This window comes from Aquimarina longa SW024, assembly GCF_001401755.1.
GTDB classification, from domain to species: Bacteria; Bacteroidota; Bacteroidia; order Flavobacteriales; family Flavobacteriaceae; genus Aquimarina; species Aquimarina longa.
Map to the genome: position 1 here is coordinate 1 of NZ_AVQK01000014.1, position 15,758 is coordinate 15,758.

General features: G+C 30.5%; 14 protein-coding genes, 1 tRNA gene and 1 pseudogene. 9 read left to right on the forward strand and 7 right to left on the reverse strand.

Annotation, left to right across the window (positions count from 1 at the left end; all coding sequences use genetic code 11):
* Positions 1-591, reverse strand: a pseudogene (locus N456_RS01155) (hypothetical protein); the annotation flags it as partial.
* Between the two features lie 313 nt (positions 592-904).
* On the opposite strand from N456_RS01155, the gene N456_RS01160 reads away from it, so the two are divergent.
* The 3 genes from N456_RS01160 (at position 905) to N456_RS01170 (ending at position 3,985) form a co-directional block, all read left to right on the forward strand.
* Positions 905-977: transfer RNA gene (locus N456_RS01160), tRNA-Gly, on the forward strand.
* Between the two features lie 140 nt (positions 978-1,117).
* Entirely contained in the window at positions 1,118-3,040 is a 1,923-nt protein-coding gene (locus tag N456_RS01165) for a tetratricopeptide repeat protein (protein WP_062053037.1), read from the forward strand.
* Between the two features lie 9 nt (positions 3,041-3,049).
* Positions 3,050-3,985: a glycosyltransferase family 2 protein gene (locus tag N456_RS01170; protein ID WP_062053039.1), complete on the forward strand. Its 936-nt coding sequence runs from the start codon at positions 3,050-3,052 to the stop codon at positions 3,983-3,985.
* On the opposite strand, the gene N456_RS01175 is transcribed toward N456_RS01170, so the two are convergent.
* From N456_RS01175 to pepE, 3 genes are all read right to left on the reverse strand, one after another.
* On the reverse strand, positions 3,982-4,755 hold the full coding sequence (locus N456_RS01175; protein ID WP_062053041.1) for a class I SAM-dependent methyltransferase: 774 nt from the start codon (positions 4,753-4,755) through the stop codon (positions 3,982-3,984). The genes N456_RS01170 and N456_RS01175 overlap by 4 nt on opposite strands.
* A gap of 111 nt (positions 4,756-4,866) precedes the next feature.
* Positions 4,867-5,781 (reverse strand): glutaminase, encoded by a 915-nt coding sequence (locus N456_RS01180; RefSeq protein WP_062053043.1) that lies wholly within the window; start codon positions 5,779-5,781, stop codon positions 4,867-4,869.
* Positions 5,782-5,792: 11 nt separating this feature from the next.
* Positions 5,793-6,500 carry a dipeptidase PepE gene (gene pepE / locus N456_RS01185; protein ID WP_062053045.1) on the reverse strand — a complete coding sequence of 236 codons (708 nt, stop codon included), beginning with the start codon at positions 6,498-6,500 and terminating at the stop codon, positions 5,793-5,795.
* A gap of 97 nt (positions 6,501-6,597) precedes the next feature.
* On the opposite strand from pepE, the gene N456_RS01190 reads away from it, so the two are divergent.
* The 6 genes from N456_RS01190 to N456_RS01215 all read left to right on the forward strand — a co-directional run bounded on the left by N456_RS01190 (position 6,598) and on the right by N456_RS01215 (position 13,252).
* Positions 6,598-7,398 carry a carboxypeptidase-like regulatory domain-containing protein gene (locus N456_RS01190; protein WP_062053047.1) on the forward strand — a complete coding sequence of 267 codons (801 nt, stop codon included), beginning with the start codon at positions 6,598-6,600 and terminating at the stop codon, positions 7,396-7,398.
* Between the two features lie 62 nt (positions 7,399-7,460).
* Entirely contained in the window at positions 7,461-8,252 is a 792-nt protein-coding gene (locus tag N456_RS01195) for a hypothetical protein (RefSeq protein ID WP_062053049.1), read from the forward strand.
* A gap of 88 nt (positions 8,253-8,340) precedes the next feature.
* On the forward strand, positions 8,341-8,847 hold the full coding sequence (locus tag N456_RS01200; RefSeq protein ID WP_062053051.1) for a DUF6702 family protein: 507 nt from the start codon (positions 8,341-8,343) through the stop codon (positions 8,845-8,847).
* A 63-nt stretch (positions 8,848-8,910) separates the two neighbouring features.
* Positions 8,911-11,223: a M1 family metallopeptidase gene (locus N456_RS01205; protein WP_062053053.1), complete on the forward strand. Its 2,313-nt coding sequence runs from the start codon at positions 8,911-8,913 to the stop codon at positions 11,221-11,223.
* 89 nt (positions 11,224-11,312) lie between these two features.
* A complete protein-coding gene (locus N456_RS01210) occupies positions 11,313-11,594 on the forward strand; it encodes a Sec-independent protein translocase subunit TatA/TatB (RefSeq protein ID WP_062053056.1) in 282 nt (93 codons plus the stop codon).
* Between the two features lie 188 nt (positions 11,595-11,782).
* The gene (locus tag N456_RS01215) at positions 11,783-13,252 is read left to right on the forward strand and encodes a S8/S53 family peptidase (RefSeq protein ID WP_062053058.1); all 1,470 of its coding nucleotides are present in this window, start codon (positions 11,783-11,785) and stop codon (positions 13,250-13,252) included.
* 73 nt (positions 13,253-13,325) lie between these two features.
* Here N456_RS01215 and N456_RS01220 read toward each other — a convergent pair whose 3' ends face one another.
* The 3 genes from N456_RS01220 to N456_RS01230 all read right to left on the reverse strand — a co-directional run bounded on the left by N456_RS01220 (position 13,326) and on the right by N456_RS01230 (position 15,721).
* Positions 13,326-13,967 (reverse strand): O-methyltransferase, encoded by a 642-nt coding sequence (locus tag N456_RS01220; protein WP_062053060.1) that lies wholly within the window; start codon positions 13,965-13,967, stop codon positions 13,326-13,328.
* 90 nt (positions 13,968-14,057) lie between these two features.
* Positions 14,058-15,155, reverse strand: a complete 1,098-nt coding sequence (locus N456_RS01225; RefSeq protein ID WP_082422392.1) for an amidohydrolase family protein — start codon at positions 15,153-15,155, stop codon at positions 14,058-14,060.
* Positions 15,156-15,193: 38 nt separating this feature from the next.
* Positions 15,194-15,721, reverse strand: a complete 528-nt coding sequence (locus N456_RS01230) for a 3-hydroxyanthranilate 3,4-dioxygenase (RefSeq protein WP_062053064.1) — start codon at positions 15,719-15,721, stop codon at positions 15,194-15,196.
* Positions 15,722-15,758: the final 37 nt, after the last annotated feature.

Sequence of the window (15,758 nt, forward strand, 5' to 3'; positions counted from 1 at the left end):
CAGATTTGTTCCATCTTCCGTTAAACTTGCATTGGTTGTATTATTATCGATATCAGCTGCTAAATCTTCAATAGCTTCTTGAACTGTTGTTTCTAGGGTGCTATCTCCATCTACATCGATGGGGGGATTTAAGTTTACTTCAGTAGCATCTTGGTTATCAGTGCCTACAAAGTTAATGGGACTTCCGTTTCCATTATCAAAAGTATAAGTTCCATCCCCATTATTTCTAAGTTGTGCTTTATTGATTATAACAGCGACGTTGTCTTCGTTAGTGTAGGTAAATGTACCATTATTGTTCTCTAGTACAAAGGTGATAGTTTCCATGGGGGTACATAACGATTGCCATATAGAGCCACTATATTGATATACACAATTTTGGGTAGTGTTATATACCATTGCTCCAGCTAATGGAGTGATTAGGTTCATTTGGGCATCTGTTACTCTCGAAAGTACAAATACTTTATCAGTACTTTGTAGTTCCATAAGAGAAGAAGAATCTATAACATCAGGGTCATCTCCAACTTTTACTTGCGCAAACACTGTGCTGAAATTTAAGAAAATAAGTAAAATTAGGGTAATTCTTATATTCATAATAAATGGGGTTTTCTTATAACTATAAACTTAAAGTAGGTAAAAAACTACGGTAATACCATACATGTAAAACAAATAAACAATAATTAATTATATTTTAATCAAGTAATTACAATATCATGTTTTCTCTGATAAATATAATAATAAAATTAGCTAAAATATACATTTTTAAGGATTAAAAGCAATTTTTTCCGATTAAAAACTGTTTTAAAACACTCTTTTTTTTGATTTATTTAAGATTTAGATTTTTTATTTATTTAAGATTTTACTTTTTTTATTTAAAAAAACATTTATATTTGCATTCCTTTTTAAGGCGGGAGTAGCTCAGTTGGTAGAGCGTCAGCCTTCCAAGCTGAATGTCGCCAGTTCGAACCTGGTCTCCCGCTCAATGTCCTATTATTTTTGATAGGACATTTTTTATTTAGTTATATTATATACTATAAACTTATTCGTATTGTTGATGTAGATGGTTTATGAATCTTATTAAGCCTCTCATATTTTATTATATTTACAGAAAATAGAGGTTATGAAAACAAAAGATTTTTTGATCAATTATGAAGAAATCTTGGAAAAAGTCAATTCACAAAAAATTATAATAAGTATTATTATAATAAGCTTACTCGTTTTTAGCCCAGTTTTTACAAGTTCTGAATTTTTAACCTATGATGATAATTGGTATATATACGAAAATGAAAATGTAACTAATTTATCCTGGCAATCCATAAAAAATATATTTACTACATTACAAGGAGGACAATATTCTCCATTAGGAGAAGTTTATCATTCTTTTTTGTATTATTTTTTTGGTGAAAATGCAACTGCTTTCAAGATAAGTGCATTATTTGTACATCTTTTAAATGTCTTTTTGTTATTTAAAATATTTGATAGTGTTTTTCAGAAACGATTACTTGTTGTTATAGTTGTTTTGTTTTTTGCGATACATCCTATGCAGGTAGAAACAATTGGCTGGATTTCTGTTATTTTTAGAAATGCTGTGTTTTTTATGTTTTTAGGGTATTTATTTTATTTGAAATATCTGGATAATAACTTTGGGAAATACCGATTAATTCCGGTTTTGGTTTGTTATATATTAGCTTTTCTAACAAAAGAACAAGCTATTTTGTTTCCAGTAGGTTTGTTTCTTATTCATATGATGAAATCGGATTCTATTATGAATAGAAAATTCATAATAGAAATGATTTTTTGGGCTATTATAGCGCTAATTTTTGGTTTGATAACTATAGAGGTAACTAAGACAGGAGGACCTAGTATTATTGATAGGAATGTTTCATTATACGATAAAGTAGGATTGTTGGCTAAAACTATTTTGTCGTATGGTTATAACTTTTTATTTCCATTTGAGTTATCATTTTCTTATCCATATCCAAGTGCAGGATCAAAGACCTCTTTTCTTACGATATTAATTACTATTGGGTTTTTGATTTTGGGAGGCTATATTGCTTTCAAAAACAAAATAGTTAGATTTGGTTTTTTATGGTTATTTGGTTTTTTAAGTCTTGGTTTGGCGTTCGCTTTTTTTCACCTAAGGGATACGTACATGGCTGACCGGTATACTTATGTTGCTGTAATTGGTTTTTCTGTGATATTGTATCAATTTCTTTTTTATTTAAAAAAAGTATTTATAAATAAAGTTGGTTTTTTGATTTCATTCTTATTGTTTATATTTTCATTTTCAATAATATCATTTAATAGAGTGACTGTTTTTAAAAATAATGGAAATTTATGGACTCAGGTATTAGAGGTTAACCCAGATAATGCTTATGCTTATAATAGTTTAGGTTTTTATTATCGTAATTTAGGTAAAATAGATACAGCTTATACATTATATAAGAAAGCATTAAAGATTGATCCAAAATATTATTTAGCGCATAGTAATATCACAAAAGTGTATTACGAGAGAAAACAATATGATAGTGCCTTATACCATATTTCTAAAGCAATTTCAATAAACCCATATTATGAACAGGCATATGAAAATCGCGCGTTTTTACATTTTATTACTGATAAAAAAGATTTGTACTTGGCAGATTTGAATAAGCTTTTAGTGATGTCTCCTAATAATGTTAAATATTTAAATGAGCGTGCTCAATTTTATTTTAAACAAAGACAATACAATGAAACAATAAAAGATGCTTTGAGAATTATAGAAGTATCAAATAATAAACCAAGTAGTGATATTTTTTATTTATTGGGTCATAGTTATTTGGTAATGAAAAAATATAAAAAGGCAGAAAAATATCTTTCTAAAGCTATTGATATGGATGATGAAAAATCAAAATATTATTTTTCTAGATCAATTGCAAGAGTGAGTACTAATAAATGGAAATTTGCTTTAAAAGATGCTTTACAAGCAAAAAAACTTGGATATAAAGTGAAACAGGAATATATATCTATGTTAATAAGAGAGGTTAAGAAAAAAAATAACTAGATCCCTATAATGAAGTTATCAAAATTATCTATAGTTGTACCTTGTTATAATGAGGAGAGTAATATCGAAGAGTTGTTTAATGAGTTGAAAAAAGTTATTGATTCATTTGATTATGCTTATGAAGTTATTTTTGTTGATGATGGCAGTAAGGATGGTACTTATAAAGAGATAGAAAAAAAATCTACTCAATATGATTTTGTACAAGGTATTTCTTTATCTAGGAATTTTGGACATCAAATAGCGTTACTAGCAGGTTTAGAAAACTCAACCGGAGATGTTATTATCACTTTAGATGGAGACTTACAGCACCCTCCTCAGGTTATTCCCGAATTGATTCAGAAATATAAAGAAGGGTATGATATTGTAAATACGAGAAGGATTGATGATGCATCAACTTCTTTTTTTAAGAAAAAAACATCTAAATTATTTTACATATTCATTAATAAATTATCTGATACAAAGGTAGAGCCTTTTGGAGCAGATTTTAGATTAATGAGTAGAGAGACTGTTGATGCTTTTTTAAGTATCAAAGAACATGATCGTTTTACAAGAGGGCTTGTAAGTTGGATAGGCTTTGATCAAGGAGTTGTTGAATACAAAGCTAATCCTAGATTTTCTGGAAAGTCATCTTACACATTTAAAAAAATGTTTAAGCTGGCTATAAATGGAATCACGAGTATGTCTTCAAAACCTTTGAGAATCTCTTTGTATCTAGGCTTAATATTCTTTATTACAGGATTAGTGTACGCAATATTTATATTATATAATTACTTTGTAGGAGTTAATGTAGAAGGATGGACTTCTATTCTTATTACAATACTAATTTTAGGAGGAATACAATTGCTAATTTCTTCTATTATAGGAGAATACGTGTCTCGGATATTTAATGAGACAAAAGCAAGACCGTTATACTTGGTGAAAAAACAAACCGATAACGTTTCTTAATGTATAGAAAACATACTTAGTGTAGCAAAGGATAGTTTTTTGCCTATATAATTTCGGAAGAAAAATGAATCGATTTTAAAAAATAATTTAACCAAACCTTTTCCGCCGATATTTAAGAAAGGAAAAGCATCAGGGTTGTAAAATAAAATATAAGAAAGTAAGCCGGGATACATTTGATCAACCAAATTGTATCCATTATCAAGGAATAAATCATTTAATTCTTTCAATCTAAAAGCTTTTTCAGTTTCTTGATCAAATAATGTGTTTTTGTTATAAATGCGTTCTCTTATTTTTCTGAAAATGATATTATTATGAGTAGGTTCTAGAACAATAAATGCACCATCAGGAGAGAGATTATTTTTTAAATTTTTGACGACGGCATCACACATAGATGGGACATGATGTAATCCTCCTATAATAATAATGATGTCGAATTTTTTTTCACTTTTAAAAGTAGACACATCTTGAACGTATACATTAAGATTTTCATTTGTTTGTTTTACTTTTTCAATTAAAACAGAGCTATAGTCAAACCCTTCATAGGATCCCAAAACACCTATATTGCGTTCTAATATAGATTTTCCTTCAGAATATCCGCACATCGGTTCTAAAACTGAAAGTTTTTTGTTTTTTAATTGGCTTTTATTCTTGAAAAAAAAACTCCACATTAATTCTTTTAAATATAGATGGTTAGTGGATTTTCTAGCGTTATAATATTTTTCAGAGATATTCTCAAAATGTTCTCTTTGTTGTTCGATAGGGTTCGCCATTTGGTTTTTATTTGATTAGCCGAAAAGGAGTTTTTTGTCTAGGATTAATGCAATTTAGATAAAATTATTTGTAATACTACATCTGACTTCATTTTAGAATCATACATTTTTTTAAAAAATAGACAATCCTGTTAAAGTTGTTAATCGTTCTAAAGCATACATTCCTAATTCAGAATTTCCTTTAGGGTTTAATGGGGGGCTCCAGACTGTCACGGCATATTGTCCTGGATGGATAGCAGCAATTCCTCCGCCTACGCCACTTTTACCGGGTAAACCTACTCTAAAGCTAAATTCTCCAGCTTCGTCATAAAAACCGCAAGTTTGCATTATAGCATTAATACGTTTTACTTTTCTGGACGGGATTATTTGCTCACCATCAAGTAATCGTTTGCCTCCATTAGCGTATATCATAAACGCAGTAGATAATTCTTTGCAAGACATTTCTATAGCACATTGATACATATAGAAATCTAAAACAGTATTAATATCATTTTTAATATTACCAAAAGATTTCATTAAGTTTAGTAATGCAGCATTACGATGGCTATATGTTTTTTCGGATTCAAAAACTTTGATATTAATATCAATAGTAGTAGTGCCTGTGATTTTATGGATAAAATCAAGAAAATCTTTTTTGGGATTATCTAATAGAGAGATTAAAATATCGGAAATAACTAATGCACCTGCATTTATAAAAGGATTTCTAGGAATTCCATTTTCATATTCTAATTGTACCAAAGAATTAAAAGGGTTTCCCGAAGGTTCTACATCTACACGTCTAAATAATTCATTGCCTACTAATGAGGTTGCTCTGGTTAGTGCAAAAACTTTAGAGATACTTTGGATAGAAAAACGTTCGTTACTATCACCAAAATTGTAATGACCAGAATTTATACAGAATAAATGCATTCCAAACTTTTTAGGATCTATTTTTTCTAATTGAGGAATGTATGATGCTACTTTTCCTGTGTATGGAGTAGAAGAAAGTTCTGTCTGTATGCTATTAAGAATATGCTGATAATCCATGGTAGCGTTTTTTAATTCAATTTAGACAAAGAACTACCAGTTTCTATCTCATAAGGAGTTTTGTCTTTTTCAAAAATTCGGGCACTTAGGTTTCCATGTAGAATAATTTCATTGTTATGAACTCTTAGCCAGCTTCCTTCTCTGAGTCCTACAACAGGTTGTGAATTAAAGTTATGGAACTCTTTGATACGAGTCTCTCTAGTTTCTCCCTTATGAGTTGAATCCGGATCAGGATCAAGATAATGAGGATTTATATTAAAAGGAACAATGCTTAATGTTTTGAAATTCGGAGGATATACAATAGGCATATCATTGGTGGTTTTCATATTAAGTCCACAGATATTACTCCCTGCACTAGTTCCTAAATACGGAGTTCCTGAATGAATAGCTTCTTTCAATGGATCTATAACATTATTTCGATATAATTGATCTACCAATAAAAACGTGTTTCCTCCTCCGGTATAAATCCCTTTAGCATCTTTTATAGCTTTTATAGGGTCAGAAAACATATGTATACTAACTATTTTTTTATTTATTTTTTTAAATATATTATGAATGCCTATAGTGTATTGGTCATGTGAAATCCCTCCAGGGCGTGCATAAGGAATAAATAATATTTCATCAGTGTTAATATATAGGTCTGATAGAGTGTCTAGTATGTATTCTAAAGGGCCACTTCCATGAAGTGTAGATGTGCTGGCAATTATACAGTTTATCATTGTCTTTTGTGAAAATAGTTTAACGTTTTCTTATCCTACAATTTTTTTATAAAAATAAAAAAATGTGGTATCTTAAATGAAATTAATTTGAATCATTATGAAAACAAAAATAGCTGTTCTTTTTCTTTTTTTAGTATTTAATATTGCTGCAGGGCAAATAACTTCGAGAATTATACTTAACGGAAAAATTAATGTCCCTATAGGAGATGATGTAGAGGGTATAGTAGTGTATAATAGAAGTACTAATAAAGGTACAATTACGGATAAAACCGGAAATTTTAAAATTAGTGCAGGTATTAATGATAGGGTTGAAGTTGTAGCAATGCAGTATCAACATTTTGTCATATTAATAGATAAAGGAATATTACGTAACAGAAGGTTACATGTGTTTCTTAATGAATCTATCAATCAGCTAGATGAAGTGGTTGTAACACCTTACGATTTATTAGGTAATGTAAGGGTAGATGTAAAGAAAATAGGGTATAGAGAGAATGGTATCGGTGATGTTGCAGAAGAAACATCTTCAATAATTAATGATGCAGATTACAATTTTAGACCAGATGAATTATCGATTATTAAAAGTAATGCATTCGAGGAAAATAGAATCATAAATGGGTTAAATTTTGTTAATCTATTTAAATTAGTTTATGATACAAAAGATGACACTAAAAAGAAAAACCACCCTGCTGATATTGATGTAAGAGTTAGAGACATGTATAATGATCAGTTTTTTAAAGATTATTTAGCTTTAGAAATAAATCAAATTAATGATTTTATATTTTTTGCAGAAGATAATGGTTTAAATTATGATTATTTTAAACCAGGAAAAGAATTAGATCTATTGCAGTTTTTAGCATATCAGAGTAAATTATATCATAAAAAAGTGTCAACAGATTAGTCCAACAAAAACACTGTAATTTTACTACGGATATCTCGTCTTTATAAATATATCTTTAGCTGTTGCTACAGTATAAAGATTATTTTGATGATGTTTATATGATAAAATACATACATTTCCTTTTTATAATCATTTCATTACAAGTTTTTAGTCAGTCAGAAACTTTTAGAGGAGTTATTGTTGCTGATTCTTTACAAGGATATGCAATCAATATTGTAAACTTTACCAAAGAGATTGGTGCAACCAATGATGAAAAAGGATTTTTTGAAATACGAGCAAGTGTAGGGGATTCTATAGTGTTTTCGTCAGTTCAATATCAGATAAGATCTATTGTGATTACTCAGCCTCATCTGGATAAGGATAACATATCTATCGCTTTATACCCTATAATACAACAGTTGCCTAAAGTAAGAGTAAGTAATATAGAACTTTCTGGAAATATTGATAAGGATTTGACTATAGTAGAACTACAGCCTTTTGTAGATAATGAGATATTAGGGCTCCCATTTAGTGACAAACCCCAACCAAGATTAGTAGAAAGAAGAATTTATACGGCAAAAAGTGGGATATTAGAACGACCTATAAATTATTTGAATGGAAAACTAAAGAAACTAAAAAGAATTAAAGCAATAGATGACCTTAATATATTGGTACAGCAAGGAGAAATCGCATTTGATATGTCTTTTTTTATAGATAACCTAAAGCTACCAAAAAATTTAATTACAGATTTTATGTATTACTGTGCAGAGGATGATTATTTTAAAAATCTTATTCAGAATTCTAAAAAACTTGCACTCGTAGAGTTTTTTGAAAAAAAAGCAGTATCCTATAAAAAACATAAAGAGATTGATTAATCTTTTAAAAAGACGTTTAAATTTGGCACAATTTTATATATAAGGAGTTTGAAATTAGTTATATTGAATTTCTTACAATTTTTTAATAATGAATAAAACAACCTTATTTTTTCTGCTAACACTAGTATTCGTTTTAAATTCTTTTAAAACGATACATAAATTTTATGTAAGTGTAACACAGGTGGAGTATAATGAACAACAAGAATCTCTACAGATTATTTCTAGAATTTTTATTGATGATATAAAAGAACTTCTTAAAGAACGATATGATGTGACAATTGAAGTAGGAGAAAAAGAAGATACTAAAATAGATGAATATCTATCTTTATATATCTCAAAAAAGCTAAAATTTACAGTAAATGATAAAGAAGTTCCTTTTACATTTATAGGTAAAGAATACGAAGATGATCTTATTATTTGTTATTTAGAAATAGAACACATTTCTTTTTTAGAGACTATTGAAGTTACAAATCAGATTTTGATGGACTTATTCGAAGAGCAACAAAATATTATACATGTAAAAAAGAATAATCAACGTAAAAGCCTTATTCTACAGAAAGAAAAGCATTTAGGGGTGTTAAATTTTAATAAATAGTTATTATAATTTAAAAAAACAGTTATTTTGCAACACTATAACATTTAATTCAAAACTTTTATAATGAAAAAAATACTTTTAGTCCTATCAATGACTTTTTTGATATTAGGTATTTCATATGCTCAAAATCAAGGAGAGGCTAAAAATGTTCGAGAATTAGGGCATACCAATCAGAACAAGTTTAAGCAAATGTATGATGAGTTTGCTACTCCAAATATGTATAGAACAGCTTCAGGAGCTCCTGGCTCAGCATATTACCAACAGCAGGCTGATTATAAAATGGATATTGAATTAGATGATAAGAATAAAAGAATTTCTGGAAAAGAAACAATTACATATACTAATAATTCTCCAGATAATTTAGAATTTCTATGGGTGCAATTAGATCAGAATATGCGTTCTAAAAGCTCTAAAACCCCTCTGATTGAACCTAAAGGATTTGCCCCAGCATCAACAAAGCAGGGTTTTATGACTAAATATTTAAATGAACCCTTCGATGGAGGATTTAATATTACTGCTGTAAAAGGTAGTAATGGTAAGCCCTTAAAGCATACTATTAATGGAACCATGATGAGGATAGAAATGTCAAAAGATTTGGCAGCAGGAGATCAGTTTGTCTTTTCGATAGATTGGTGGTACAATATTAATGATCATGTAAACGGAAAAGGAAGATCAGGCTATGAAGAGTTTGAAGATGGAAATAGATCTTATGTAATAGCCCAGTTTTACCCGCGTATGGCTGTTTATAATGATGTAGAAGGTTGGCAAAATCACCAATTCTGGGGAAGAGGAGAGTTTGCTTTGCCATTTGGAAATTTTGACGTAAATATAACCGTGCCTGCAGATCATATTTTAGATGGAACAGGAGTGCTAGTAAATCGAGAAGAGGTATTTACAAAAGATATGATGACTCGTTATGAAAAAGCAAAAAAATCATACAATGTTCCTGTTGTAATTGTTACTCAAAAGGAAGCTATCGCAAAAGAAAAAATATTTTCTGAAAAGAAAAAAACATGGAAATTAAAAGCTAAAAATGTTCGTGATTTTGGCTTTGCTACCTCTAGAAGATTTATTTGGGATATGATGGCAGTTAAAGTAGGAGGAAAGGATGTTATGGCAGTGTCTATGTATCCAAAAGAAGGAAACCCTCTATGGGAAGATTGGTCTACAAAAGTTGTTGCCAGTACACTAAAATCGTATAGTAGAATGACTTTTGATTATCCATATCATAAAGCGATATCAGTGCATGCTAAAAATCAAGGGATGGAATATCCCATGATCTGTTGGAATCATGGAAGACCAAACCCTGATGGTTATTATAGTGATTATGTTAAATACGGAATGATGAGTGTAATTATACATGAAGTAGGTCATAATTTTTTCCCAATGATTGTTAATAGTGATGAGCGCCAATGGACATGGATGGATGAAGGACTTAATACTTTTTTACAATATGTTGCAGAACAGGATTTTGGAGAATCCTACCCAAAAGCATTAGGTAATGATAAACAATATCCATCTAGGCGAGGACCTGCATATAAAATAATTCCATATATGAGCGGAGATCAGAGTTTTATATCTCCTATCATGTCCCAGTCTAATAATATTCATCAATTTGGTTCTAATGCATATTCTAAACCTGCTACAGCATTGAATATTCTAAGAGAAACAGTAATGGGAAGAGATCTTTTTGATTATTCTTTTAAAACATATTCTAAGCGATGGATGTTTAAACATCCTACACCAGAAGATTTTTTTAGAACTATGGAAGACGCTTCTGCCGTAGACTTAGACTGGTTTTGGAGAGGGTGGTTTTATACAACTGATTTTACTGATATAGGAGTAAAAGGAGTAAAGAAATATGTTGTCTCTAAAGTGCCTACATTAGAAGCGCAGAAATTTGCTGCAACAAATAGAAGATTAACGGGAGCTAATTTCTCGGATTTAGTTGTTGCGGTCGAATATGGAAGTAGTGATTATAATAGAATTAAATCAAATGATGGTATTATAGAAGATCCAATAGTCTTAAAAGAATATGTGATGGATAATTTTTCGTCAGAAGAACGAAAAAAACTAAAAAACCCCAAATTTTTCTATGAAGTTACTTTTGAAAAACCAGGAGGATTAGTAATGCCACTGATAGTAGAATATACCTATGTAGATGGTACAAAAGAGAAAATAACATACCCAGCTGAAATATGGAGGAAAAATGATAAAGAAGTCAAGAGAACAATGGCTTCTGAAAAAGAAATCTCTAAAATAACAGTTGATCCTAACCGAGAGACAGCAGATATTGATACCTCTAATAATAGTTGGCCAAAGAAGGATAAATTAGGCAAATTTCAACAGTTTAAAAATAAAGTAAAAGGACAATAATTGAATAATTAGTCCTGAAAATATAAAAGCCATTCGAAAAGATTTTTGAATGGCTTTTTCTATGCAAAATTGATTATATTTGTAACCTTATGATAACTTTACCATTATTTATTAGCGGAACAGAAATTACCTTTATAGTGTTTATATTGGTAATGGTTTTTGGAGCTGATAAAATTCCTGAAATAGCCCGTGGCTTAGGTAAGGGAATGAGAGTCATTAAAGATGCAACTAATGATATCAAAACCGAGATCACTAAAAGTGCAGAAAAAACCGGAATTGATACCGATATTACTACAGATATAAAAAAAGAAATCGATAAAGTAAAAGAAGATATCGATCAAGTAACAGGTCCTATAAAACGCCAGTTTTAATATAGTAGATCTCCTCCCTTCTTTTATATGATTAATGCTTACACTTTTAAAAAAAACATATCGTTTAATTTTTTGATGATTATAAGGTAATATTAAAAGTAATGTTTAGAAAAATAATTCTTGTACATTAGTGATAGTATAATTACGCACAATTTTTTTAATTAAAAACTTTTAAAATCTAATCAAAAATGAAAAAAAGTAGTATTCTGGCTATAGGGGCATTAGCTCTTATATTGTCTTGCTCAAAAGAAAATCCTAATGAAATATCAGAACCAAGTACTAATCTTTCTGGGACTCAAAAAGTATTATCTGTATCAGAAATTAATAAACATATAGAAGGTGAATTAAAACAAAACGGTGATATGAACTGGACTACATCGCCAGCAGTTGTTTTATGGAGCGCCGTAATGAACGGAAATGGGATTTTGAGTGTAGGTTATGGAAATAAGGGAGAAAGCTTTTCTAATAAGCGCTCTGTGAAACTAAATGATGCAAGAGAAAATATATATACGATTGTACAATCTATAGAAGGAGTAAGTAAATCAAGTTCTATAGTCTCTGCAGACGAAATATTGAATGTAACAGAGCTAAAAATTACTAAGTTAGAAACAATAGAAGCTTTACAGAAAGCTTCTCATATTCGCTATTTAGAACCTATTGGCTATGGAGCATATCTACAAGAAAAAGAACCTAACCAACAAAAATCAGCAGGCTGTAATAGAAATAATGAATCTATTAATAGTGCTGATTATAGAGTGATTTCTCCTAATGCTAGATTGCCTTGGAATTTTGATATCCATAAAATACCACAAGCATGGAACTATAGTACAGGTGCAGGGATAACTGTAGGATTGATTGATACCGGTATCTCAGCAAGCCAAAATTTATTAGGTGGTGGGTTTAATGACGGTGCATCAAATGGAAGAACAGTAGAGCGTTTAGGAACTTATATTGACTCAGCAAACGATCAATGTGGTCATGGTACTTCTATGGCAGGAGCATTGGCAGCGCCTCGGAATGACGATGCCATGCCTGTAGGAGCAGCTTATAATTGTAATTTAGTAGCCTATAGAGCTACAGAAGATGTAGTGTTGGATGATTATGATGAGCGAAAGGGAGTTAGTAACGCTTTAAAAGCATTAGGAAACAGAAGTGATGTTAAGATCATTTCTATGTCAATTGGATATCCTTGGTCTATAGGTGTTGTAAAAGATGCTGTGAAATATGCTTATAGAAAAGGAAAAATGATTGTTGCCGCAGGAGGAACTTCTACTCGTTATACAAACTGGGTAGGTGTTATTTTTCCTGCTAATATGTCTGAAACAGTAGCTGTTACAGGAATCAGAAATAATAAGTATGAAGAATGTAATATTTGCCATTATGGAAGAAAAATAGATTTTACTATTGTAATGGAAAAAGCAGATTCTGATAGACATATACCAGTGATAGGGTTTAATACAGGAACACAATCATACGTAGGAGGATCTTCTGTTGCAACAGCTACTACTGCAGGGATTGCTGCATTAGTATGGGCACGTAATCCAAGCATGACTAGAAGCCAAGTGTTAGATAAGTTAAAGAAATCAGGAGAGTTTTATCCTAATCGTAATCGTACGTTTGGATATGGTAATATTAATGCTTTAAAAGCAGTTAAATAAATATCATATCGAATAGGTATATAAATAAATTAAAGTGGAAGTACTCTTAATAAAGAGACTTCCACTTTTTAATTTATATGACTCTACTAATTGTTAGTCCATCTCTAATGGGTAGTAATACCGTTTCAATTCTCGGATCTTCAGCCAAAAGTGTATTGTACTTTAAAAGTGCTTTTGTAGAAATATCATCTGTATCAACTTCTTCAATTACTTTACCACTCCACAATACATTATCAGATAAAATTACCCCTCCTGAATTCATTTTATTAATAATTAAATCAAAATAAGTAGGGTAATTGGGTTTGTCGGCATCAATAAATACTAAATCAAATTTTTGATTCAGATTAGGAATGATTGTAGTTGCATCTCCAATATGTTGATGAATTTGTTCTCCATATCCAGAAAGGTTAAAGTATTTTCTCTGAAAATCTTCTAACTCTTCATTAATATCTATAGTGTGTAGTGCTCCATTTTTTTGTAATCCTTCAGCTAAACATATTGCAGAATACCCTGTGTAAGTTCCTATTTCTAATATGTTTTTAGGATTAATAAGTTTAGAGATTATACTTAAAACTCTACCTTGGTATGCTCCGCTAAGCATTCTAGGTTGTAATATTTTTTGATAGGTTTCACGGTTTAGTTGTTGTAATAATTCTGGTTCTTTTTGCGAATGATTTACTACATATGTGTCGAGTTTTTCAGGTATAAAATGCATAAGCTTAAATTTTGTTGTAACACTATAGTGTTTTTTGAATGTTTTTATGAGATGTTATAGAATACTTTTTATAATAGGAGTTTACTATGCTTAACTGGCGTTTACTTTCCCCAAAATCTTATCTATCAAATCTTGTTTTGCTTTTTCATCACTCCCAAATAACCAGCGTAATACATTGTCTTCCCAAATGTCGTCATACTCATTTGTTGTTATAATTTTTCGATCTAAGGCTAAATCTAAAATTTTTCCAGGATAGGAAGATTGTGGTTCACTTTCCATTTCTCCTAATGGATATGGGTCATCTAGTCCCATAATAACCTGTTTACTACCTTGTCGATCCACTGTTAACTTTAATGAATCAGTATCGTGTACCAGAGTGTCAAAATATATATTGGGATGCCCTACAGCTTTTCTGGGGTGTTGTTTTCCTTCAAAGAGATCAGGTCTTCCATCAAACCCTTGTATGCGACGTCCTAAATTCATCTGTGCTAATTGCCCTCCATGAGCAAAGCATGTCCTAATATTTGGGTAACGGCTTTGCATTCCATTAAGAGTGTAAAAATGATATGCATCACCACATTGCGCTAACATCCAGACTAAATGAAATCGCCAAGACACATTCTCTAATTTAATCATTTTATCTCCATCATAGGGGTGAACTTCTATAGCTAGTTTATAGTTATCAGCTAGTTCAAAAATGGGGTCATTTTCTTCATCAAAAATACACCTCCATTGACCAATAGAATCCATAAAATGAGTAGGTAAACATAATACACGCATTCCTAATTCCTCTACACAGCGTTCCATTTCCCATAATGCCCCATTTATAAAACCAGGATGTACTACAAAACCACAGGAAAATTTATCAGGATGATCTTGTTGCACACGAGCATTAAAATCATTCTGAAAACGTAATGCATGTTTCATTTCTTCTAATCGTAGACCATTACCATATAATTGAGAAAGATTGAGTACTACTGCATGATCAATTTTATAGCGTTCCATCCACTCTAACTTATCATCTAAGAAAAAGCTAGAATGCGTTACAGGGCGTTTCCACCCTTTTTGTAACATATATTTACGTTCATTATCTACCCAAAAAATCTCTTTATCTTTCATAAACTGAGGGATTTCTTCTGGATATGGTAATAAATGTGAATGACCGTTTATACGAAGTTTTCTTTTCATTATAGAGGTTTATGATTTATACAGAAATTTTTTTGTTTTTATTTTTTCTTCTCAGGAGCACTCATTACCGTTCCACAATTAGAACATGTACACTTGTCTTTATTACTATAATATGTATCAAAAATTATAGGCATATCAGTCTCTATATTATCTAGTGAGAATTCTTCTCGATATAATTGGGTATTACAATTTTCACAATACCACTCTAGAGCATCCATCATTTTTTCTTCTCTGGGATATTCAATTACTAATCCTACAGTATTGGCTCCTCGCTGTGGAGAGTGAGGAACCTTAGGAGGTAGTAAATAAATATCTCCTTCTCTGATATGTACATCTTTGGGGATTCCATTATCGATTATTTTTAATACTATATCCCCTTCTACTTGGTAAAAGAATTCTGGGGTCTCATTGTAGTGATAATCTTTTCTGTTATTCGGCCCACCGACTACCATCACAATAAAATCTCCATCTTTCCATACGCACTTATTGCCAATAGGAGGTTTTAATAAATGGCGGTGCTCATCTATCCAGGATTTAAAGTTTATTGGTGTAACTAGAGTACTCATATTACTTCTTTATTTTATAATTTTATTATGAATAGTA